The sequence below is a fragment of the Streptococcus mitis genome (assembly GCF_946188615.1).
In the GTDB taxonomy this organism is placed as follows: domain Bacteria; phylum Bacillota; class Bacilli; order Lactobacillales; family Streptococcaceae; genus Streptococcus; species Streptococcus mitis_BZ.
The window spans coordinates 77950-98733 of sequence record NZ_CAMHVK010000008.1 but is presented as its reverse complement, the minus strand read 5'-3'; the positions used below and the strand labels follow the sequence as shown (position 1 = coordinate 98733).

Here is a 20784-nt window from a genome sequence, read left to right as displayed (position 1 = left end):
AGGAACAGTATGTCTACTATTCTCATTACCGGAGCTAGTGGTGGTCTAGCCCAAGAAATGGTCAAACTCTTGCAAAATGACCAACTCATCTTGCTTGGTAGAAATAAGGAAAAATTAGCCCAACTCTACAGAAACTATCCCCATGCAGAATTGATTGAAATCGACATTACCGATGATTCAGCCTTAGAAACTCTGGTAGCAGACCTTCATCTCCGCTATGGCAAGATTGATGTTTTGATAAACAACGCTGGTTACGGGATTTTTGAAGAATTTGACCAGATTTCTGACCAAGATATTCATCAGATGTTCGAGGTCAATACCTTTGCCCTAATGAATCTGTCTCGTCGCCTTGCGGCTCGAATGAAGGAAAGTCGAAAAGGCCATATCATCAATATTGTTAGCATGGCAGGTTTGATCGCTACTGGCAAGTCTAGTCTCTACTCAGCAACCAAGTTTGCTGCTATTGGTTTTTCAAATGCTCTGCGCCTCGAACTCATGCCATATGGAGTCTATGTGACAACAGTCAATCCAGGACCAATCCGAACAGGATTTTTTGACCAAGCGGACCCAGATGGGACTTATCTTAAGTCGGTTGACCGTTTCTTGCTAGAACCAGATACAGTGGCTAAAAAGATTGTCAAGATTATAGGAAAAAACAAACGAGAACTCAATCTTCCTCTTTTGCTCAATTTAGCCCACAAATTTTATACCCTCTTTCCCAAACTAGCTGATAAGTTGGCAGGGGGAATCTTTAATTATAAATAAAAAAGTTGTTCCTACAATGGAGCAACTTTTTTGACGATTAGAATAAATCAATACCAGTCTTATTTAATGCATGGCAATGATAGGTGAAGGCGTTGATAAAATTAGAGTAGTACTGCTGATCAATAAATTTTGCGCTTTGAAGATAATTAAAAAGATTTTTGGCTAGGGGAATAGCCTCAGGTTTATTCCATCTAAATTGATTGTAAACATGTTCAACTTCTAGGAACATGAGTGGAATAGCTAGATAGCCTCGTTCGAAGGTCTGAAGTGATTTAATTTTTTTAATAATCTCATCAGCCTTTTGATAGTATCCCAGTTCAGAGAAATATTTTGCAGAGAAAGTAAGAGCATTTAAGATACGGATGTAGGTGTCGGTATTAGCACTTTCTTTGTACATAAGTAGTAATTGTTTGGTCATATGGTCAATAAGTTCTATCGGGCAATGATTGACAATGACGCGATAAATTTCAAGTTCGATACTATTAAAGACATCAGATTTCATTAAATGATTGATAATGTTTTGAATTCTGGCAACAGTTTCTGGACTCTTTGATATGGTTGGATAATGTCTTAATTTAATAGATTTGAAAATCATATCTGCTTGCAGTGGATTGTCTTTTAGGTAGACATCAAATAATTTTTCGTATTCTTCAATATAAGTGAGGATATCTTCTTCATGGACCACATGCTTGCCAAATTCAATAGCTGGTAATTCTAAACAGTCACCACCTTTATTTGCATAGGCGAGAACAAAATCATTCCATTCAACTCCGATAACAATTAACAGTTTAGCAAAGTTTTCAAGTGAAATTCCTTTGTCTCCTTTTTCAAATTGACTTAGGAACTGCGGCGATACGATATCTGAGGCGGCTTCCTTTAGGCTGAGGCCTCGTGCTTCGCGCAGGTACTTAAATGTAGCTCCAAATGGATATAGGTTTTCCATAAATAGTCTCCTTACATACTTCTAAGACTATTATACAAAAATTTGGAGAAAAAAATGGAGAAAGAAAACTATAGTTACAAAATATTAGAATTCTATGCTATTTTTTGTTTTTATGAACAAGATTGAAACTATAGTTTAAATGACGAAAAATTTAAATATCTATTATGGTATGATAGGGGAAAGAATAGCTAATAAAGACGGCTTGTTATACTAGTATAACAAGGATTGACTTATCACTCAATCCTATTCTATCAGTCATTAAAGGAGAAAATGATATGGGAAAAACTTAAATGCTCGATACTAGAAAAAAATTATATTTACTTTTAAGGTTATAAGACAATTATCAAAAATTTTTAGAAAAATAAAAATATATAAGGAGTTTTGTTATGAAAAACAGAAAAATGTTGGCTTCTTCTTTACTAGCCGGTGCTTTATTATCAGTAGGTTATGTAGCTTCTAAACCGACAGCGGTTCACGCTTTAACAGATATGAGTGTCAAGGATACTCAAAATCCCTTGAAAATCACCTTGATACAGACAGATGGAAGTTATACAGTAGATACACTTTTGGTTGACCTGCAAAGAAGTTCTACAACTACTGATAATACAGCTCTTGATTTTGATCTAGTTAATGAAGATACCGGTGCACTTGCTTCTTCATCCTTTTTTGGTAGATTTAGAGGAAGTAATAGAATAAAAGAGGGAATTAATATACTCTTAGTAAAAGATGGGAACTACCATCTAGATATTTACAGTTCAGGTGATTTTGGAAAACGTTACTTCGGACGTTCAGAAGTTTTTAGAATCTCTAGAGGTGAATATTCTCCGATTAAAAAGGTAGAGATATCAACAGCAACTGAAACTCCAAAACAAACCACTAACTCTAGCTCAGCTCAGACTGGCTGGTCAGGTTCTTCTTACTACAAAGCAGGAGTTAAAGTAGTTAATCAATGGATTTTTGATGTTCAGTACAATTCATACTTCTACCTAAATGCTTCAGGTAACTTTGTTCAAAATGCTTGGTCAGGTAATTACTACCTCAAATCAGGTGGTTACATGGCTAAGAGTGAGTGGATTTACGATAAAAACTATAGTTCATACTATTACCTAACATCTGAAGGTAGCTATGCTCGTAGTACTTGGGTAGGTAGCTATTACCTCAAATCAAATGGTAAAATGGCTAAGAGCGAATGGGTCTATGATAGCAGCTATCAATCTTATTATTACCTAACATCTGAGGGTAGCTATGCTCGTAATACATGGATAGGTGACTACTATCTCAAGTCAAATGGTAAGATGGCAGTCAACGAACGGACCCCAGATGGCTACAAAGTAGATGGCTCAGGTAAGTGGGTTAAATAAATTTTTTTGAACTGGGAGAATAGAGAAAATAATGGAAAAACATGAAAACCAAATGAACGAAGAGATAATCGTAGAAAAAGTCGAAGATACTGAAGAAGTGACCGTAGAAAAAGTCGATGAGACTACGGAAAGAATGGAAGAATCAATTAATGAAGTAGTTACAGAGAAGCCTGATAGAGTAGAAGCACTCAAAAAAGAGGCGTCAATTTTTGTAGATAAAGCTGGAAAACAAATCGAAAATCTAGATATGGATGGTTTGATTGAAAAAATTAAAAAATTATTTGAAACAAAACCTCTACAATCTATCGGAATTAGCCTAGCTATCTTTCTTGTTCTGTTCTTTGGAGTTCGTAAATTAACTAGTGATCCATTAGATGGAACTTATGAAATTTTAACAAAACGTGATCATTTAGTCATGGTGATTAAAGGAAATTCTGGGACCGTCATCTCTGAAGATTCAGACGGAGACAAAGAAAAAAGATTAGTGAAAATTGATAAACAAAAGAAAGTATTGACAATCACAGACACTAAAGGAAGAGAATTAGGAAAAACAAAATATATGTTAAAAGATAAGGAACTCTATCTTCAAGAGCCAGATCAAACCTTTAACCGAGTAAAATAGACTACACATTCACAGCCTAAGCCAGTACCTTAAAAGCTACTGGCTTAGGAAATTGTATAAAAGGAGAATATGAATGAAATTCAAAAAATTAATAACTTTAGCTAGTTTAGTAGGGCTGATTGTTTTTCTTGCGACTACTGTAGTTGCCTGTGGTTCAAAATCTGAAAACACAGAAACTAAAACTGCACAAGTTGAAAAAAACAAAGAAAAAGAAAAAAAAGAAGCGTTAGACAAAGCTAAATCGTATGATAAAAGTCTTAACCTTTCTTACAATGCTATGGAAAAAAATTGTTGGAAGAAGACTTTTCTGAAGAGGCTATAAAATATGCACTTAATAACGTGGGTATTGATTGGAAGCAAAATGCATTGGAAAAAGCTAAAGAGTATGCTAAAACTCCTCTCGTTTCAAGAAAAGTTATTAAAGAAAAGTTAGACTACGAAGACGGATTTGATGACCCAGAAGTCAACTACGCTATTGATAATGTAGATGTTGATTGGAAAAAAGCTGCAATAGAAAAAGCTAAGGACTATGCTAAAAACAACCACTTATCAAGTTTCAACACCGAGAGTGAGTTACAAAGAGAAAATCGCTTTACACCTGAAGAGGCAAAATACGCAGTAGAAAATGCAGGTATTGATTGGAAGGAAATCGCGCTAGAAAGAGCTAAAGAGTTGAAACAATCTGCGCCAGAACCAGACTTTGCAATTTCCGATACCAGAGATGGACTCCAAAGCGAACAATTTAGGGATGAAGAGGTCAAGTATGCAATGGACAACTTGAAAAAATAAAAAAGAGGTGGCGACCTCTTTTTTATTATTTCTCTTTCACAATTTCACCATCTACTTTATCAAAGCCTATTGCATTTCCTTTAGAAACTTCGGTAATGAGTAAATCTCCAGAAGAAACGACGCTGGAAGTGTATGCAATATATCCGGCATAGTATTTATCGCGAATTTGTCCACTAGTTAGAGATACGTAAGTAAGGTAAGATGGTTTATTTTCATCGTTAACATATAATTTTATCTCTTCTTTTGTAGTGTTATTCCCTGATCCATCTGTTATCGCCTTAGCTTTAACTTTATCGATTTCAAAACTTCTTTTTGATCTTTCTTCAGCTAATTTTCTAACTTCATTGATGTTTTTGCCTACAACTTCATCCATATGAAGCTCTACGGCTGCACCAACAGTCCCTCCGCCTATTTCGTACCCGTTCAGTTTTCCTCCTTTTGTGATATAGACGTAGTTTATTCTTTCATCTTTTCCAGGTAATGCATCATCATTAGAATCGATCACACTATAGAAAACTCTCTCTTGATTGTCGTTCATTAACTGAACGATACCTTTTCCTTTTGTATCCATAGATGATGAACAAGCTGCTAAACTAGCGCTAGCAAGTAGTGCACCTAATAACAACAATCCATTTCTGTTTCTCATAACAAAACTCCTTATATATTTCTATGTTTCAAAAATTTTATGATAACTATGAAAGTAAATATGATATTTTTCTAGTGTCAATCCTTTAAGTTCTTCTCATGTCATTTTCTCCTTTGATAGCTGATAGAATAGGATTGAGTGGTAAGTCAATCCTTGTTATACTAGTATAACAAGCTTCCTTTTTAGCTATTCTTTACCTTATCATACCATAATAGATATTTAAATTTTTCGCTATTTAAACTATAGTTTCAATCTTGTTCATAAAAATAAAAAATAGCATAGAATTCTAGTATTTTGTAACTATAGTTTTCTTTCTCCATTTTTTTCTCTAAATTTTTGTCTAATAGTTTTAGAAGTATGTAAGGAGATTATTTATGGAAAATCTATACCCATTTGGAGCTACATTTAAGTACCTGCGTGAAGCACGAGGGCTCAGCCTAAAGGAAGCTGCCTCAGATATTGTATCACCACAGTTCCTAAGTCAATTTGAAAAAGGAGACAAAGGAATATCACTTGAAAACTTTGCTAAATTGTTAATTGTCATAGGAGCTTTAGAAAATTTCAAAGCTGATAATATGAAAGAACTAGTAAATTTATATGATGATACAAAATATAAAGAATTACAGTTGAACTATCAGAAAGAAATGCTACAGTTACAAAGGGAACAATATATTGATACAAAGAAAATGCTTCAAGCATTAAGATATAACAATTATGTTCAAACGTTACAATTACAGCAGTTAGACGGAATCCGTAGAAATACAGAAGAAGCAGTTGATTATTTGAGAAATTTACGTGTTCAAGAAAATCATTATCACACACATAATCATTACCATCAAAATAATATTTATTAATTTATATAGGTGAAATTAAAATTAGAAATAATATGAAGAAAATTATAAAAATAATTACCTGTTTGGGTTTGTTTTACAGCTTATTTTCACTTGTGAATTCAGCCCAAGCTGACAGTACTGACTACAATCAACTATTGCCACAAATTACCGAGAAGTGGGAGAGTAAACATCTATTTGAAAATAATGCTAATAGACTTGGTTACGCTTTGATGGATATTGATAAAAATGGGACGGAGGAGTTATTAATCGGACTGAAAAATAGGGAAAAATGGGAATTATTTGAAGTCTATTATATGAATGGTAATACTCCAACTCCCTTATTTGATAGATTTTGGGATACAAGTCATAGAATGGGGACAGTTATTAATACCTACACAGATGGAAGTATTATTGTTTTTGAAAGTGTTCCAGGAATTGTATCATATAGATTGTTCCAACTTTCTAAAGAAAATAAGGAGCCAACGTTAATTAAAAAAGGTGAATTTAGAGCAGGAGAAGGTGACTTAGATGAATTAAACCTTGATTCTAAAATAAAAATAGATACCTCAACTATTGAATATACTTCTCTAAATCTTCCAATCATTGGAGATAATATGGATCCTAATCCTCCCATGCCCAAGTCCCTTGTCGATGCCAAAATTGGAGATGAAATTCCTTTGCCATCTGAGCTAGTAGGTATTTGGATTAATAAAGAGCCAAATAATGGTACTAAACCTGGTAGAGCTTCATCACTTATTTTAGGAGATGATGGTAGCTATACTGGAACTTTTAAAGATGGAGATATTAGAGGGAAATTATCCCGTCTTAAAAAAGTGAGTGAGAACGGATTTATTGTCTTAAAAGATAATCAGGAGGATCAAGAGTTTGCTTTTAGTGTCGGTTTAGGTGGAGGTTTGCCTTCTGGTCATAGACTCGAACATGGTATGGTACTAGAAGGGCGAACTTTATATAATGTATTGTGGGTAGTAAAAGAAGGGGAGGAAGACTATTCTAAACCTTCCAAGCTAGTAACTTTTGTAAATCCAACTTATGGTCCTAAGAAAATTGAGAAAAAAGCAGAACAAGAAGTAGCGAAACAAGGCGATACAGATGTGGAACCAAGTAAAGATAGTAGTGAGGATATAAAGTCGGAACAAAAACTATTTGAAAACATTCCAGTGTTTGCCATTGTTGCAGGAGCTGGACTTTTCCTTGTTGTAATCCTGTCTATATTTTGGTTTAAAAAATAAGATTTTATAAAATCCTCTTGATTTACTATTAGAGAAAAAAACCTCAAAAACTAGGGTTGAAAACTAGTTCTTGAGGTTTTTAGGTTATTCGATTTAGAGTGATTCTCAACTATCAAACTGGACTTCTTCTAGGAGATAGTCGATAAAGCGTTCGCCCATCTTGGATAGGCTGGTTTTTTCATGCTGGATATAGACCAGCTCAATTGGGTCATCAATATCCAGTGGGATAGAAACGATATTGTCTCCGTTGAGGTTGCTGTTCAAAATTCCTGTCGCAATGGTATAACCGTCCAAACCAATCAAGAGGTTAAAGAGAGTGGCACGGTCGCTGACTACGATGGATTTCTTGTGGTGCTCTTGGGAAAGGATTTCCTCTGAAAAGTAGAAGGAGTTGTGCGTCCCTTGGTCATAGCTGAGATAAGGGAAGTTCTCCAAGTCTTCTAGTTTGACCTTGTCTTTTTTTGCCAGAGGATTGGTCTTGCTGACAAAGATATGCGGTTGGGCGGTAAAGAGATGGTGAGCCAGCAGATGGTTGTCATCCAGCATTTTTGTTAAAACATCCCGGTTGTAGCTGTTCAAAAATAGGACACCGACCTCACTACGGAAATTCTTGACGTCGTCGATAATTTCCCAAGTCCGCGTTTCACGAAGGAAGAGCTCGTATTTTTCCATATCACTTTTCTTGAGTAGCGATACAAAGGCGTTGACCACAAAAGCATAGTGCTGGGAAGAAACGCTAAAGAGTTCGCGGTGGGCTACAGGGTTTTTATAGCGTTCTTCCAGAAGCTGAGTTTGCTCGACAACCTGACGGGCATAGGAGAGAAATTCCATCCCATCACGGGTCAAGGTGATCCCCTTGGGATTGCGGATAAAGATTTCAATGCCCATTTCATTTTCCAAATCTCTCACAGCATTGGAAAGACTAGGTTGGGTGATAAAGAGCTGCTTGGCTGCCTCATTCATGGAGCCAGTTTCGACGATTTTGATAATATAATGTAATTGTTGAATTCTCATGTTTTTATTGTACCACACTTGCGTTAGAATCGCCAAAGAAGATAGGAAAATCAGAGGCATTGTGTGAGTCTCTTGTAAAGTAACTAAGAAGAAAATTCTAAATAACTTAAATAGGGTAAAAAAGTAGCTGAGCAAGATATTGTTTAGCTGTTTTTAATTGGGAAATATAAAAATTTTACTCGAAAATAAGAAACTTGCACGATTTACTCATTACTTATCCAGTACTAGAGTTTATATTAGTTATTATAAAGATGATCATCTAAAAGAAGGAAGGAGGCAACCTTATTACTAAAAATACAAGTCGTCCAGAGATTGATTCTATAAGTTTCGAGGTTGAAAACCAAGAACTTTCCGGGAAATCAGGAGCTAGTGGTACATAGCTTTTAAAATGACACTAGCAGGTCGCTGTGGATTGTGTTTCGCCTGTTCCTATGAGTGTACGACAAATAATGTTCGTTGTTAGCTAAAACAAAAGGAAAATTATAGTGTTTTATTACAAAACATTGACAACATTTTGATTTGGTGTTATATTTACGGGGAGAAATACAAATGAAACAAGACTATTTTGAGATTGATTCTTTGGATTATGAAATTAATAGCCAAGAGTTAAATGGTAAATCTACTGCTGGGCGACGTACGACTGTTAGATTAACAGTACAAGGTCGCTGTGGTTAGTGGTTTACATATTCTTATGAATGTACTTCGCCAAACGTGCTCTGTGGATAAAACTACCTCTATTTTTTGACAGGAGGATAAAATGGAAGCAATTATTGGAACACTATACTTCTATGCACCTGTACTGGTCTTAGGAGTTGTTGTCATAGGGATTGTTTACTTGATGAAAAAAAGAAACGATCGCAAATAATCAACATCGACCGATACCTGAAAAAGGCATCGGTTTTTTATAACTTGAATATATTGCACAAAATACTCATGGCAAACCTTGAAAGAAACCGTATAATGAGAGTGTAATAAAGAAACGGAGGAATGAAATGATGAAACAACTTATCGTGACAGCATTAACGAAAACATTTGGTCAAGGGGATAATATCGTTCATGCTTTATCAGATGTGAACTTGTCCGTTGAAAAAGGTGAATTTTTGGCAATTATGGGTGCCAGTGGTAGTGGAAAAACAACACTCCTCAACTGTATTTCAACGATTGATAAACCAACATCAGGTGAGATTCGATTTGAAGATTTTGATATCATCCATGCCAAGGAAAATGAACTAGCTGACTATCGTGCTAAAAACATTTCCTATATTTTCCAAGCATACAACTTGGTGGAAACCTTGACAGTTTATGAAAATATCGTCCTACCTCTCCAGATTCAGGGGAAAAATATCAAAAAATATCAGGATAAAATTGAGGAAATTTTGGATAAGTTGGCCATTCAAAACTTAAAAGATAAGTTTCCTAATCAGTTATCAGGTGGCCAGCGACAACGTGTGGCAACTGCTAGAGCCTTGATTGATGATTCTAAACTGATTATCGCAGATGAGCCGACGGGAGCCTTGGATTCTGCTAATTCTGAAAAACTGATGGCACTTTTGCAGGAAATCAATAAAAGTTTTGGTATTACCATTTTACTGGTTACGCATGCCCCTGCCGCAGCCAAGTACTCTTCACGGATGGTGCTACTCAGTGATGGAAAGATTATGGATGATTTGGAACGTAACAGCTTATCTAATGAACAGTATTTGCAAGAGATTTATAGTCGTACCAGATAGGAAGGAGAGAGTATGTATCCAAAATTAATTTTACGAAATGTATTTCGAAATTTACAGACCTATACCATCTATTTTTTCAGTCTAACCTTGATTTATAGCTTGCTCTATGCTTTTAATGCTTTACCAAGCCATCCAGTGATGCAGAGTTTATCAGGGGCAAAGGAAATGCTGACGAAGGTGATGAGCCAGTACATGGGCTTGCTTTCCTATCTGATTCTATCGGCGATTGCCTTTCTTATCGTTTACTCCACAAATTTTGTGCTGGGACGGCGTAAGAAAGAGCTGGGACTTTATGCAACGCTGGGAATGAAGAAGAAGCAGATTATCCGTACCCTGTTCTTTGAAACCATGCTGGTCAATATCTTTTCCTTGATTCTAGGTTTCTTGCTTGGATTGATTTTACTGGTCATTCTATCTAAGGTTGCATCTGAGTTTTTTATGGCCAATTACTTTGGTAGTCTGCTTTTTTTTGATAGCAAGTCAGTCATCTTGCTAGTTTATTCCTACCTAGTGACTAGTTTCATTGTTGGTGTCATGGACATTCTTGCCTTTAGAAAGCAAAATATCATTGCACTTATTCAAGAAAATGGGGTCAAAAAATCTGTATTGGCAAAAGACAAGCCAGTTCTTCAAGCACTTCTCTTTATTCTTTCGACAGCTGTTATCGGTTTTGGTGCTCTCTATTTTTCAGACTATCATCATCTATCATTCTTGAAAAGCTGGGGTATCTTGCTGCTATCTGTCTTCGTGATTTTTGTGATTTTATTTTACAATACCTTGAGCCATTTTATCTTGGTATCTCTTAGAAAACTGCCTCAAACCTACTATAACAAACTAAACACTTTTAAAATCCGTCAATTTTCAAAACAAGCTGATAGTAATTCGGTCACGTTGGCTGTCTTATCCTTGACCTTGACACTGGCTCTCAGCTTACTCGTTTTTAGTGGTAGTGCCTATACGACTATGAACCGAGAGCTGAATAAATACTCACCTTATGATGTAACTGTCAATCTCTACCGTGGTAAAGAGTTTCAATTTTCTCAGGAATCTGTCAAAGACAGATTGAAAGCCGATGGCTTTGACTTTAATTTTATCAAAGAAGAGTACAGCTATCCTAGCTATTCTAGTGATGTAATCTATAAAGATTTGATTGATACCAGCAATCTCTGGGAGCATGATAAGAAACTTCCTGAATCAAAAGTACCGATTTTAGGAATTTCTGCCTACAATCATCTCCGCAAACTGCAAGGGGAAAAAGCGGTTGACTTGGCAGATAACCAATTTCTGGTCAATGCCAACTATAAAGGAACTGCTAAGCAGATCCAGGACTTTCTATCAATGACCAAAACCCTCATGATTAACGGTCATTCTCTCAACCTTGCCTCTTCGAAGCCACTTGAAACAGTTTACTTTTTATCTTCAGTAGGTCTAAATGACGCAGGAACCTTGATTGTACCAGATAAGGTAGTAGTTGGATTGACGGAAGATCACACGACCTATGTTGCCAATTTCAAAGAAAACATTGACAAACGGGAAGTAGAAACATTCTTGAGTCAGTGGATTGAAAAATACTACTTCACTCGTGATGGAGCAGAGTTGAATTCGTTCACCTATCAAACGAAAGGAAGTATTTTTGAGGTTTATCTTGGATTTATGGGTGTCATTGTCTTTGTCATGATTTTTGTCAGTGTTATTTTTATCATTATTTCCCTCAGTATCTTGTCTCTTCAAACTTCTACAAGTGCTTTGGATAGTGTAAATGATTATCAAATCTTATACCTTCTTGGGAACAAGAGAAAGAAAAATCGCTTTATTCTTTTGCAACAGATTCTAAGTTATTTCTTGGTTCCGCTGGTCGTCGCAGGTCCGCTAGCATTTGCCTTGAGTACCGCTCTTTTGGGCTATTTTGAGAATTTCGCTAATACCAGCATTTCTATTGATATCACCTATCTGGGAGTAGCGGTTTTACTCTTTGTCCTTTACCTGCTAGTGACTTACAGAGTAAGTTGGCAAATTATTGAAAATTAAGTCAAATACCAGAGTTGCCTATCCTGCAATTCTGGTATTGTGTTATAATAATATTAAAGTAGTTCAGGAAGTAGATACATATGAAACAGTTTGTCAAATCGCTCTCGAAAAACTCACTTTTATTGTGGTGGTTGACGATTTTTAATCATCTAGCTTTAATGATTTATATTTATTATAGGATCCCTCTGGACTTTTCGACAGATTTTTCCTTGCAGATGGTTTTATTGCTGATTATTGCTTTAATTGTATTTAGCTATATTTGTAATATTGTGACCTTTCGGTATAGTGAGTTGAAACTCTGGTTGCTCCTGATGATGTTTCTCATTAGCTGGCAATCCATATTTAATCAAGGAGTTGCGAGCACCCTGTTGCACTTTTTTGATATTCTTCATCCGCTCAACTCTTTTTTATTGGTGTATAGTTCTCTGTCTATTATCTTTCTGGGAGAGAAAATCGGAGAAGAACTGTTGAGTGTGTCCTTTGTGTTGACACTAATCACCATTAGTTCGTATCTGTTAAGTCCTTCAATTTTTCTATTTCTGTCCTTGTTTGCGTCTTTCTTTTTAAACCTTGTTCCCTTGATTTTAATGATTTTATATCATAAAGAGTTGAAAAGTAAACTCAAGTATCAGAGACGAAATTTGTGGATATTAGCTTTAATATTGCCTCTTTCTTATTTCTTTTTGTATATCAATACGAGGGGCTCAGGAGTGATGAACCTAGTCTGGTATCTAGAAATTCTTGGTATCTTAGCTTTTTTACACTTCAAAACGATTGTCAGCTCTCTTCAAAAAAGGGTATCAGAGTTGAAATTGTCCTATATAAAAGCTTTTTCACGCTTGTTTTTACTGGTTATGTTTTTGTTAGTAGGCATTTTCATCATCTTTCGTCTCGATTTAAACACGAGCTTTTTGGTCTTGAATATCATGTTACTATTGTTCGGGATTTGTTCGGAAGAATTGATTCGCCTTTTTCGTTCTGCTGAAATGTTAGATGCTAGGGATTATGTAAAAGTTCTCTTTTTAAAGCGTAATCGTATGGTGAAAAGTCTGCTGGCAAATGAAGACACAGAACAACAGTTCTCCGAATTTCTTCACAATGAAATCCTGCAAAATGTGATGGCAATAAAAAATTTCAATAAATATAGTAGCAATCAAGCTTTTGGTGAACAGATCAATCTGGTGACAGAGGAGTTGGTTCAGCGGATTCGCGAGCGGATGGATTATTATCAGCCAATGGTAGAAACAGACGAGCAGTTAGACATCCAGTATCAAGGGCTGATTAATCGGATTGTCAAGCGCTATCACGCAGAAAATGAAGTCGTCACACAGTTTCCTGCCCACTTTAGGCTTTTATCTCCTTACGATAAAATTGCCTATCGTCTGGTTGAGGAATTGGCGACCAATGCTGTTAAGTACGCTAGTGGTGGAACGATTTCTTTGAAGATTGATGTGCATGATGACGCTATTTTTATCATTTCTGAAAATGACTGCCTTCCAACAGAAAAATCCTTAGGTTATGGCTTGAAAAATATGTCTAATAAAATTAGTGTTTTAGGTGGTCAAATGCAGATTTTTGAAAATAATAAGAGATTTCGTGTAGAAATTACTCTCCCGATTGATAAGGAGTTGTGTTATGAAAATTTTGTTAATTGATGATCATAAATTATTTAGCCAAAGTATCAAGATGATTTTAGAGTTATCGGAAAACATTAAAAAGGTCCAGTTAGTGGATAATTTTTCGTCTATTTCGGAGATTGTTTTTAATGACTACGACATTATTTTGATTGACATCAACCTGACGAGTCTGTATCAAGCTGATGGGCTGACCTTGGCACAAGAGATTATTGACAATGGTTGTTCTAGTAAGGTTGTGATTTTGACGGGATACAGCAAAAAGATGTATGAACACCGAGCTAAAGCTATGGGGGCTTATGGATTTCTAGATAAAAGTATGGACCCAGATGAGTTGGTGAAAAAACTGGAAAAGATTTATCTAGGAGGTAAGATCTTTTCAGATGAAGTGATGGTAGAGGTGCTAACACCACGAGAAATCGAGATACTAGAACTGGTTAGAAATGGCTTGACCATTGATGATGTCTGTGACAAGGTCTATGTGAGTAAACGTACAGTTTCCAATCACTTGGCTAATATCTTTTCAAAATTGGGAGTGACTAACAGGCAGGAGGCGATTCATATCGCTGAGCAGTTGGGTTATTTTCCACCAGATTAGAAAGCTGCAGAAGATGTAGCTTTTTTAATTTCTGTGATACTTCTCGTGTGAGTCTCTTCTTGAAAAAAACATAAAATTTTGCTAGAATGAATCTTATGAAAACATTCTATGATGTGCAGCAATTCCTCAAACGATTTGGTATTATTGTTTATATGGGAAAACGCTTATATGATATTGAACTGATGAAGTTGGAGCTCTCTCGAATTTACGATGCAGGGTTGATGGACAAATTAGACTATCTAGAAGCAGAAGCGGTTCTTCGCAGAGAGCACAAGGTAGAATTGGATTATATTGAGAAAAATGGAGAAAAGAACTAATGGTTACTTGGATTTTGTGGGCACTTATACTAGCAATGTTGGCATGGATGGGCTTTAACTATCTTCGTATTCGCCGTGCGGCTAAAATTGTGGACAATGAGGAGTTTGAATCCTTGATTCGTACGGGTCAATTGATTGATTTGCGCGACCCAGCAGAATTCCACAGAAAACATATCCTTGGTGCACGCAATATTCCTTCAAGTCAGTTGAAAACTAGTCTTGCAGCTCTTCGTAAGGATAAACCTGTCCTTCTTTACGAAAACCAACGTGCGCAACGAGTTACAAATGCTGCCCTTTACTTGAAAAAACAAGGTTTTACTGAGATTTATATCCTTTCTTATGGTTTGGATTCTTGGAAAGGGAAAGTGAAGACTAGTTAATATTCTGTAAAAAGTTGATATAGTCGGTCTCATATACTAAATTAATAATCATTTTAAGGAGTTTTTAAAAAATGCAAGAAAAGAAAAAACACTCTCTTGTTTTAGGTATCCTATCTATTGTGCTCGGTTTGCTATTTCCAATTGTAGGTATTGTTTTGGGTATCGTAGGATTGGTCTTGGCTATTTCATACCAAAAAGAATCTGGACTAGACTATAAAACAGAAAAAATTCTCAACATTGTAGGACTTGTGGTTTCTGTAATTAATTGGGTTTTAGGATTGATTCTTTTTATGAATTAAGTAGTGTAAAACAAAAAAGCTTTATTTGAAAGCTTTTTTGTTTTATCCACTTTTCTCTAAGTAGTTTTTAATGATTTTCAATTCCTCTTGGTTCAAGGGACGGTATTGACCTTCTGCTAGTTCTGGGTCTAATGTAAACTCACCGAACTGAATTCGTTTGAGTGAGGTCACCTTGACACCAACCGAGAGAAACATTTTCTTAACCTGATGAAATTTTCCTTCTGAAATGGTGATAGAAGCTTGACTGAGGGAAGGACTTGCAGATAGAATCTCTAGTCTTGCAGGTTTACAGACAGTGCCATCTAAAAAGACAATTCCCTTTTGAAAGGCTTGGATATGGTCAGGTGTCAGAAGTCCATTAACCTCAACCTGATAAGTTTTATCGACATGATATTGGGGATGGAGGAGCTGAAAGCCCAAAGGACCGTTATCAGTCAAGAGGAGGAGTCCTGTCGTATCTCGGTCCAGTCGGCCGACGGCATAGAGCATGTCAGACTGGATGTCAGGCGGAAGGAGGTCCATGACGGTTGGAAGTTCCCTGTCTTTATTGGCTGTAACGACACCAGTAGGTTTATGAAGCATAAGATAGGTGTGTTCATAGCCTTGAATGATTCGACCCTGAAAAAGGAGTTCTTGTAGCCCTGTATCGATATTTTGAGCTAGGGAGCGGGCTGGGCAACCATCGACTAGAATTTCCCCTTTGAGTAAGGCTTGTTTCATGGCTTTTCGGCTGATTTTTTCTTGGGCTAATAAATTATCTAAACGCATACTGTGCCTATCTTATCATAAGTCGCTTGCTTTGAAAAGGCTTGACGTGAAAAGAAAAGCACAGTGAAAACATTTACACTTGCTTGAGTTATGTTATTTACCTGAAATTATGGTATAATCGTTCAGTTAGAAAATAAATTTTGAATATTATAGAGGAAATCATGACAAAATTAAGAGAAGATATCCGTAACATTGCGATTATCGCCCACGTTGACCACGGTAAAACAACCCTTGTTGACGAATTATTGAAACAATCAGAAACGCTTGATGCACGTACTGAATTGGCTGAGCGTGCTATGGACTCAAACGATATCGAAAAAGAGCGTGGAATTACCATCCTTGCTAAAAATACAGCCGTTGCCTATAACGGAACTCGTATCAATATCATGGACACACCAGGACACGCGGACTTCGGTGGAGAAGTTGAGCGTATCATGAAAATGGTTGACGGTGTTGTTTTGGTCGTAGATGCCTACGAAGGAACAATGCCACAGACTCGTTTTGTATTGAAAAAAGCCTTGGAACAAGACCTTGTCCCAATCGTGGTTGTTAACAAAATCGACAAACCATCAGCTCGCCCAGCTGAAGTAGTGGACGAAGTCTTGGAGCTTTTCATCGAGCTTGGTGCAGATGATGACCAGCTTGATTTCCCAGTAGTGTATGCTTCAGCAATCAACGGAACTTCTTCATTGTCAGATGACCCAGCTGACCAAGAAGCTACTATGGCACCAATCTTTGACACGATTATTGACCATATCCCAGCTCCAGTAGATAACTCAGATGAGCCTTTGCAGTTCCAAGTATCACTTTTGGACTACAATGACTTCGTTGGACGTATCGGTATCGGTCGTGTCTTCCGTGGTACTGTTAAGGTTGGGGACCAAGTTACTCTTTCTAAACTAGATGGCACAACTAAAAACTTCCGTGTTACAAAACTCTTCGGTTTCTTTGGTTTGGAACGTCGTGAAATCCAAGAAGCCAAAGCAGGTGATTTGATTGCCGTTTCAGGTATGGAAGATATCTTTGTCGGTGAAACCATCACTCCAACAGACGCAGTTGAAGCTCTTCCAATCCTACACATCGATGAACCAACTCTTCAAATGACTTTCTTGGTCAACAACTCACCATTTGCTGGTAAAGAAGGTAAATGGGTAACTTCTCGTAAGGTGGAAGAACGCTTGCAGGCAGAATTGCAAACAGACGTTTCCCTTCGTGTTGACCCAACTGATTCACCAGATAAATGGACTGTTTCAGGACGTGGAGAATTGCACTTGTCAATCCTTATCGAAACAATGCGTCGTGAGGGCTATGAACTTCAAGTATCTCGTCCAGAGGTTATCGTAAAAGAAATCGACGGTGTTAAATGTGAGCCATTTGAACGTGTTCAAATCGACACTCCAGAAGAATACCAAGGGTCTGTTATCCAAAGCCTTTCTGAACGTAAGGGTGAAATGTTGGATATGATTTCAACTGGTAATGGTCAAACTCGTTTGGTCTTCCTTGTTCCAGCGCGTGGTTTGATTGGATACTCAACTGAGTTCTTGTCAATGACTCGTGGTTACGGTATCATGAACCATACCTTCGATCAATACTTACCATTGATTCCAGGGGAAATTGGTGGACGTCACCGTGGTGCCCTTGTTTCTATCGATGCTGGTAAGGCTACAACTTACTCAATCATGTCTATCGAAGAACGTGGTACGATCTTTGTCAACCCAGGTACTGAGGTTTATGAAGGAATGATCATCGGTGAAAACTCTCGTGAGAACGACTTGACAGTTAACATCACTAAGGCGAAACAAATGACCAACGTCCGTTCAGCTACTAAGGACCAAACAGCTGTTATCAAGACACCTCGTATCTTGACTCTTGAAGAGTCTCTTGAGTTCTTGAACGACGATGAGTACATGGAAGTAACGCCTGAGTCTATCCGTTTGCGTAAACAAATCCTTAACAAGGCAGAGCGTGAGAAAGCTAACAAGAAGAAAAAATCAGCTGAATAAGAGCTAGAAAGAGATAAAGATGGTTTATTTAATCATAGGACTCCTCTTATTACTACTCTATGTATTTGCGACACCACAAAGCATTAAAGGGACAGTTAATATCGTCCTTGTCGTCTTTGCTTTCGTAGCACTCTTGATTTTGCTGATGCTGTCTGTTCTGCAAATCTTTCAGCTACCGACAGAATTCTTTATCGCAATCGCCATGCTCTTCCTAGCATACTTTAGCTTGCGAGATATTACCCTCATGTCGGTTAGTAAAAACAAAAGAAGATAAAAAGAGAGCTTTGGCTCTCTTTTTGTTTGTTAGAATGCTGAATCTGAGCATTTTCGTTTAGAATTATTTCCATAAAAATGGTAAAATAGTAAGAGTAGAAATGGAGTTCGAGACATGAAAGTAATAGATCAATTTAAAAATAAGAAAGTCCTTGTTTTAGGTTTGGCTAAGTCTGGTGAATCTGCAGCTCGTTTGTTGGACAAGCTAGGTGCCATTGTGACAGTAAATGACGGAAAACCTTTCGAGGACAATCCAGCTGCGCAAAGTTTGCTGGAAGAAGGGATCAAGGTTGTCACAGGTGGCCATCCTTTGGAACTCTTGGATGAAGAGTTCGCCCTTATGGTTAAAAATCCAGGCATTCCCTACAGTAATCCCATGATTGAGAAGGCTTTGGCAAAGGGAATTCCAGTCTTGACTGAGGTGGAATTGGCTTACTTGATTTCAGAAGCGCCAATTATCGGTATCACAGGTTCAAATGGAAAAACAACCACAACGACCATGATTGGGGAAGTTTTGACTGCTGCTGGTCAACATGGTCTTTTATCAGGGAATATCGGCTATCCAGCTAGTCAAGTGGCTCAAACTGCGTCAGACAAGGACACTCTTGTTATGGAACTTTCTTCTTTCCAACTCATGGGCGTTAAAGAATTCCATCCTGAGATTGCAGTTATTACCAACCTCATGCCAACTCATATCGATTATCATGGTTCTTTTGAGGGATATGTAGCAGCCAAGTGGAATATCCAGAATAAGATGACAGCGGCTGATTTCCTTGTCTTGAACTTTAACCAAGACTTGGCAAAAGAATTAGCTACTAAAACACAAGCTACAGTTGTACCATTCTCAACATTTGAAAAGGTTGATGGAGCTTATCTGGAAGATGGCCAACTCTACTTCCGTGGGGAAGTGGTCATGGCAGCGAATGAAATCGGAGTTCCAGGTAGTCACAATGTGGAAAATGCCCTTGCGACGATTGCTGTAGCCAAGCTTCGTGGTGTTGATAACCAAACCATCAAAGAAACTCTTTCAGCCTTTGGTGGTGTCAAACACCGTCTCCAATTTGTGGATGAAATCAAGGGTATTAAATTTTATAACGACAGTAAGTCAACCAATATCTTGGCTACTCAAAAAGCCTTGTCAGGATTTGACAACAGCAAGGTCATCTTGATTGCAGGTGGTTTGGACCGTGGCAATGAGTTTGACGAATTGGTTCCAGACATTACTGGACTCAAGAAGATGGTCATCCTCGGTCAGTCTGCAGAACGTGTCAAACGGGCAGCAGACAAGGCTGGTGTGGCTTATGTGGATGCGACTGACATTGCAGATGCGACCCGCAAGGCTTACGAGCTTGCGACTCAAGGAGATGTGGTTCTTCTCAGTCCTGCCAATGCCAGCTGGGATATGTATGCTAACTTTGAAGTACGTGGCGACCTCTTTATCGACACAGTAGCGGAGTTAAAGGAATAATATGAAAAAAATTGTCTTTACAGGTGGGGGGACGGTTGGACACGTGACCCTCAACCTTTTGTTGATGCCCAAGTTCATCGAAGATGGCTGGGAAGTCCACTATATCGGGGACAAGCGTGGTATCGAACACCAAGAAATCCTCAAGTCGGGTTTAGATGTCACCTTTCATTCCATTGCGACTGGAAAATTGCGTCGTTATTTCTCTTGGCAAAATATGCTGGACGTCTTCAAAGTTGGTTGGGGAATTGTCCAATCGCTCTTTATCATGTTGCGACTTCGTCCACAAGCACTTTTTTCAAAGGGAGGCTTTGTCTCTGTGCCACCTGTTATCGCTGCGCGTGTTTCAGGAGTGCCTGTCTTTATTCACGAATCTGACTTGTCCATGGGCTTGGCCAATAAAATCGCCTATAAATTTGCGACGAAGATGTATTCAACCTTTGAGCAAGCTTCAAGTTTGTCTAAGGTCGAGCATGTGGGAGCGGTGACCAAGGTTTCAGATCAAAAAAATCCAGAACCAGATGAATTGGTAGATATTCAAACCCACTTTAATCCTAAATTGCCAACTGTATTGTTTGTCGGTGGTTCTGCAGGCGCTCGTGTCTTTAACCAATTGGTGACAGACCATAAGAAAGAACTGACAGAACGCTACAATATTATCAATCTAACTGGAGATTCTAGCCTGAACGAGTTGAGCCAAAATCTTTTTCGTGTTGACTATGTGACCAGTCTCTATCAACCCTTGATGGAATTGGCTGATATTGTTGTGACACGTGGTGGTGCCAATACGATTTTTGAGCTCTTGGCCATGGCAAAATTACATGTTATTGTGCCACTTGGTCGTGAAGCTAGTCGTGGAGACCAGATTGAAAATGCAGCTTACTTTGTAAAAAAAGGCTATGCAGAAGAGCTTCAAGAAAGCGATTTGACCTTGGACAGTTTAGAAGAGAAGCTTTCTCACTTACTAAGCCACAAGGAAGACTACCAAGCTAAGATGAAGGCTTCTAAGGAATTGAAATCTCTAGCAGATTTTTATGAATTATTGAAAAAAGATTTATCATAAGGA

General features: G+C 37.6%; 24 protein-coding genes. 19 read left to right on the top strand and 5 right to left on the bottom strand.

Translation table 11 applies throughout. The annotated features are described in order from the left end of the window. The first annotated feature begins 9 nt into the window (after nt 1–9). The gene (locus tag OCF95_RS08925) at nt 10–765 is read left to right on the top strand and encodes an SDR family NAD(P)-dependent oxidoreductase (RefSeq protein WP_261105258.1); all 756 of its coding nucleotides are present in this window, start codon (nt 10–12) and stop codon (nt 763–765) included. Between the two features lie 37 nt (nt 766–802). On the opposite strand, the gene OCF95_RS08920 is transcribed toward OCF95_RS08925, so the two are convergent. Continuing rightward, nucleotides 803–1708, bottom strand: coding sequence for a helix-turn-helix domain-containing protein (locus OCF95_RS08920; protein WP_024057893.1), 906 nt, complete (start codon nt 1706–1708; stop codon nt 803–805). Between the two features lie 386 nt (nt 1709–2094). Between OCF95_RS08920 and OCF95_RS08915 the strand changes: the two genes are divergently transcribed. The 4 genes from OCF95_RS08915 to OCF95_RS08900 all read left to right on the top strand — a co-directional run bounded on the left by OCF95_RS08915 (nt 2095) and on the right by OCF95_RS08900 (nt 4480). Beyond that, complete coding sequence (locus OCF95_RS08915) at nt 2095–3069, top strand: PspC-like choline-binding domain-containing protein (protein WP_247939081.1); 975 nt, start codon at nt 2095–2097, stop codon at nt 3067–3069. A gap of 31 nt (nt 3070–3100) precedes the next feature. Then, a complete protein-coding gene (locus tag OCF95_RS08910) occupies nt 3101–3691 on the top strand; it encodes a hypothetical protein (RefSeq protein ID WP_261078449.1) in 591 nt (196 codons plus the stop codon). A gap of 73 nt (nt 3692–3764) precedes the next feature. After that, nucleotides 3765–4013, top strand: coding sequence for a hypothetical protein (locus OCF95_RS08905; RefSeq protein WP_150922285.1), 249 nt, complete (start codon nt 3765–3767; stop codon nt 4011–4013). After that, nucleotides 3983–4480, top strand: coding sequence for an Ltp family lipoprotein (locus tag OCF95_RS08900; RefSeq protein WP_191962383.1), 498 nt, complete (start codon nt 3983–3985; stop codon nt 4478–4480). Before OCF95_RS08905 ends, OCF95_RS08900 begins: the two co-directional genes overlap by 31 nt. 25 nt (nt 4481–4505) lie before the next feature. Here the strand turns inward: OCF95_RS08900 and OCF95_RS08895 are convergent, their stop codons facing one another. Further along, the gene (locus tag OCF95_RS08895; RefSeq protein WP_024056543.1) at nt 4506–5126 is read right to left on the bottom strand and encodes a hypothetical protein; all 621 of its coding nucleotides are present in this window, start codon (nt 5124–5126) and stop codon (nt 4506–4508) included. Nucleotides 5127–5500: 374 nt separating this feature from the next. Between OCF95_RS08895 and OCF95_RS09940 the strand changes: the two genes are divergently transcribed. Beyond that, complete coding sequence (locus tag OCF95_RS09940; RefSeq protein WP_033686609.1) at nt 5501–5980, top strand: helix-turn-helix domain-containing protein; 480 nt, start codon at nt 5501–5503, stop codon at nt 5978–5980. A 32-nt stretch (nt 5981–6012) separates the two neighbouring features. After that, nucleotides 6013–7209 carry a hypothetical protein gene (locus OCF95_RS08885; protein ID WP_261105256.1) on the top strand — a complete coding sequence of 399 codons (1197 nt, stop codon included), beginning with the start codon at nt 6013–6015 and terminating at the stop codon, nt 7207–7209. A 105-nt stretch (nt 7210–7314) separates the two neighbouring features. Here the strand turns inward: OCF95_RS08885 and OCF95_RS08880 are convergent, their stop codons facing one another. Then, nucleotides 7315–8223 carry a LysR family transcriptional regulator gene (locus tag OCF95_RS08880; RefSeq protein WP_125454748.1) on the bottom strand — a complete coding sequence of 303 codons (909 nt, stop codon included), beginning with the start codon at nt 8221–8223 and terminating at the stop codon, nt 7315–7317. A 549-nt stretch (nt 8224–8772) separates the two neighbouring features. On the opposite strand from OCF95_RS08880, the gene OCF95_RS08870 reads away from it, so the two are divergent. From OCF95_RS08870 to OCF95_RS08860, 3 genes are all read left to right on the top strand, one after another. Continuing rightward, a complete protein-coding gene (locus OCF95_RS08870; RefSeq protein WP_315899058.1) occupies nt 8773–8898 on the top strand; it encodes a salivaricin M family lantibiotic in 126 nt (41 codons plus the stop codon). Between the two features lie 320 nt (nt 8899–9218). Beyond that, nucleotides 9219–9953 (top strand): ABC transporter ATP-binding protein, encoded by a 735-nt coding sequence (locus OCF95_RS08865; protein ID WP_261105267.1) that lies wholly within the window; start codon nt 9219–9221, stop codon nt 9951–9953. Between the two features lie 12 nt (nt 9954–9965). Continuing rightward, a complete protein-coding gene (locus OCF95_RS08860) occupies nt 9966–11981 on the top strand; it encodes an FtsX-like permease family protein (RefSeq protein WP_261105255.1) in 2016 nt (671 codons plus the stop codon). Between the two features lie 239 nt (nt 11982–12220). On the opposite strand, the gene OCF95_RS08855 is transcribed toward OCF95_RS08860, so the two are convergent. Next, the gene (locus tag OCF95_RS08855; protein WP_238395603.1) at nt 12221–12373 is read right to left on the bottom strand and encodes a hypothetical protein; all 153 of its coding nucleotides are present in this window, start codon (nt 12371–12373) and stop codon (nt 12221–12223) included. 321 nt (nt 12374–12694) lie between these two features. Here OCF95_RS08855 and OCF95_RS08850 point away from each other — a divergent pair, with 321 nt between their 5' ends. From OCF95_RS08850 to OCF95_RS08830, 5 genes are all read left to right on the top strand, one after another. Further along, nucleotides 12695–13636, top strand: a complete 942-nt coding sequence (locus OCF95_RS08850) for a sensor histidine kinase (protein ID WP_261105266.1) — start codon at nt 12695–12697, stop codon at nt 13634–13636. After that, complete coding sequence (locus OCF95_RS08845) at nt 13617–14213, top strand: response regulator transcription factor (RefSeq protein WP_261105254.1); 597 nt, start codon at nt 13617–13619, stop codon at nt 14211–14213. The genes OCF95_RS08850 and OCF95_RS08845 overlap by 20 nt, the downstream gene beginning before the upstream one ends. 86 nt (nt 14214–14299) lie before the next feature. Next, entirely contained in the window at nt 14300–14530 is a 231-nt protein-coding gene (locus OCF95_RS08840) for a YqgQ family protein (protein ID WP_261105252.1), read from the top strand. After that, nucleotides 14530–14910 carry a rhodanese-like domain-containing protein gene (locus OCF95_RS08835; protein WP_261014317.1) on the top strand — a complete coding sequence of 127 codons (381 nt, stop codon included), beginning with the start codon at nt 14530–14532 and terminating at the stop codon, nt 14908–14910. Before OCF95_RS08840 ends, OCF95_RS08835 begins: the two co-directional genes overlap by 1 nt. A 71-nt stretch (nt 14911–14981) precedes the next feature. After that, nucleotides 14982–15209: a DUF4190 domain-containing protein gene (locus OCF95_RS08830; RefSeq protein WP_261105250.1), complete on the top strand. Its 228-nt coding sequence runs from the start codon at nt 14982–14984 to the stop codon at nt 15207–15209. A gap of 42 nt (nt 15210–15251) precedes the next feature. On the opposite strand, the gene OCF95_RS08825 is transcribed toward OCF95_RS08830, so the two are convergent. After that, the gene (locus OCF95_RS08825) at nt 15252–15977 is read right to left on the bottom strand and encodes a 16S rRNA pseudouridine(516) synthase (RefSeq protein ID WP_001235011.1); all 726 of its coding nucleotides are present in this window, start codon (nt 15975–15977) and stop codon (nt 15252–15254) included. 161 nt (nt 15978–16138) lie between these two features. Between OCF95_RS08825 and typA the strand changes: the two genes are divergently transcribed. The 4 genes from typA to OCF95_RS08805 all read left to right on the top strand — a co-directional run bounded on the left by typA (nt 16139) and on the right by OCF95_RS08805 (nt 20781). Further along, nucleotides 16139–17980, top strand: coding sequence for a translational GTPase TypA (gene typA / locus OCF95_RS08820; RefSeq protein ID WP_000164111.1), 1842 nt, complete (start codon nt 16139–16141; stop codon nt 17978–17980). Between the two features lie 19 nt (nt 17981–17999). Beyond that, nucleotides 18000–18254: a DUF3165 family protein gene (locus OCF95_RS08815; protein ID WP_049547063.1), complete on the top strand. Its 255-nt coding sequence runs from the start codon at nt 18000–18002 to the stop codon at nt 18252–18254. A 114-nt stretch (nt 18255–18368) separates the two neighbouring features. Further along, nucleotides 18369–19721, top strand: a complete 1353-nt coding sequence (gene murD, locus OCF95_RS08810) for a UDP-N-acetylmuramoyl-L-alanine--D-glutamate ligase (protein ID WP_261105249.1) — start codon at nt 18369–18371, stop codon at nt 19719–19721. A 1-nt stretch (nt 19722) separates the two neighbouring features. Further along, a complete protein-coding gene (locus tag OCF95_RS08805; protein ID WP_125416997.1) occupies nt 19723–20781 on the top strand; it encodes a UDP-N-acetylglucosamine--N-acetylmuramyl-(pentapeptide) pyrophosphoryl-undecaprenol N-acetylglucosamine transferase in 1059 nt (352 codons plus the stop codon). Nucleotides 20782–20784 lie beyond the last annotated feature (3 nt).

Bases quoted from the DNA above. Each gene is read 5' to 3' on its own strand.
- OCF95_RS08925 (WP_261105258.1), top strand. From the start codon at position 10: ATGTCTACTATTCTCATTACCGGAGCTAGTGGTGGTCTAGCCCAAGAA.
- OCF95_RS08910 (WP_261078449.1), top strand. From the start codon at position 3,101: ATGGAAAAACATGAAAACCAAATGAACGAAGAGATAATCGTAGAAAAA.
- OCF95_RS08815 (WP_049547063.1), top strand. From the start codon at position 18,000: ATGGTTTATTTAATCATAGGACTCCTCTTATTACTACTCTATGTATTT.
- OCF95_RS08895 (WP_024056543.1), bottom strand. From the start codon at position 5,126: ATGAGAAACAGAAATGGATTGTTGTTATTAGGTGCACTACTTGCTAGC.
- OCF95_RS08825 (WP_001235011.1), bottom strand. From the start codon at position 15,977: ATGCGTTTAGATAATTTATTAGCCCAAGAAAAAATCAGCCGAAAAGCC.
- OCF95_RS08850 (WP_261105266.1), top strand. From the start codon at position 12,695: ATGAACCTAGTCTGGTATCTAGAAATTCTTGGTATCTTAGCTTTTTTA.
- OCF95_RS08805 (WP_125416997.1), top strand. From the start codon at position 19,723: ATGAAAAAAATTGTCTTTACAGGTGGGGGGACGGTTGGACACGTGACC.
- OCF95_RS08865 (WP_261105267.1), top strand. From the start codon at position 9,219: ATGAAACAACTTATCGTGACAGCATTAACGAAAACATTTGGTCAAGGG.
- OCF95_RS08920 (WP_024057893.1), bottom strand. From the start codon at position 1,708: ATGGAAAACCTATATCCATTTGGAGCTACATTTAAGTACCTGCGCGAA.
- OCF95_RS08880 (WP_125454748.1), bottom strand. From the start codon at position 8,223: ATGAGAATTCAACAATTACATTATATTATCAAAATCGTCGAAACTGGC.
- murD (WP_261105249.1), top strand. From the start codon at position 18,369: ATGAAAGTAATAGATCAATTTAAAAATAAGAAAGTCCTTGTTTTAGGT.
- OCF95_RS08860 (WP_261105255.1), top strand. From the start codon at position 9,966: ATGTATCCAAAATTAATTTTACGAAATGTATTTCGAAATTTACAGACC.
- OCF95_RS08830 (WP_261105250.1), top strand. From the start codon at position 14,982: ATGCAAGAAAAGAAAAAACACTCTCTTGTTTTAGGTATCCTATCTATT.
- OCF95_RS08905 (WP_150922285.1), top strand. From the start codon at position 3,765: ATGAAATTCAAAAAATTAATAACTTTAGCTAGTTTAGTAGGGCTGATT.
- typA (WP_000164111.1), top strand. From the start codon at position 16,139: ATGACAAAATTAAGAGAAGATATCCGTAACATTGCGATTATCGCCCAC.
- OCF95_RS08845 (WP_261105254.1), top strand. From the start codon at position 13,617: ATGAAAATTTTGTTAATTGATGATCATAAATTATTTAGCCAAAGTATC.
- OCF95_RS08915 (WP_247939081.1), top strand. From the start codon at position 2,095: ATGAAAAACAGAAAAATGTTGGCTTCTTCTTTACTAGCCGGTGCTTTA.
- OCF95_RS08835 (WP_261014317.1), top strand. From the start codon at position 14,530: ATGGTTACTTGGATTTTGTGGGCACTTATACTAGCAATGTTGGCATGG.
- OCF95_RS08870 (WP_315899058.1), top strand. From the start codon at position 8,773: ATGAAACAAGACTATTTTGAGATTGATTCTTTGGATTATGAAATTAAT.
- OCF95_RS09940 (WP_033686609.1), top strand. From the start codon at position 5,501: ATGGAAAATCTATACCCATTTGGAGCTACATTTAAGTACCTGCGTGAA.
- OCF95_RS08885 (WP_261105256.1), top strand. From the start codon at position 6,013: ATGAAGAAAATTATAAAAATAATTACCTGTTTGGGTTTGTTTTACAGC.
- OCF95_RS08855 (WP_238395603.1), bottom strand. From the start codon at position 12,373: ATGAAGAATATCAAAAAAGTGCAACAGGGTGCTCGCAACTCCTTGATT.
- OCF95_RS08840 (WP_261105252.1), top strand. From the start codon at position 14,300: ATGAATCTTATGAAAACATTCTATGATGTGCAGCAATTCCTCAAACGA.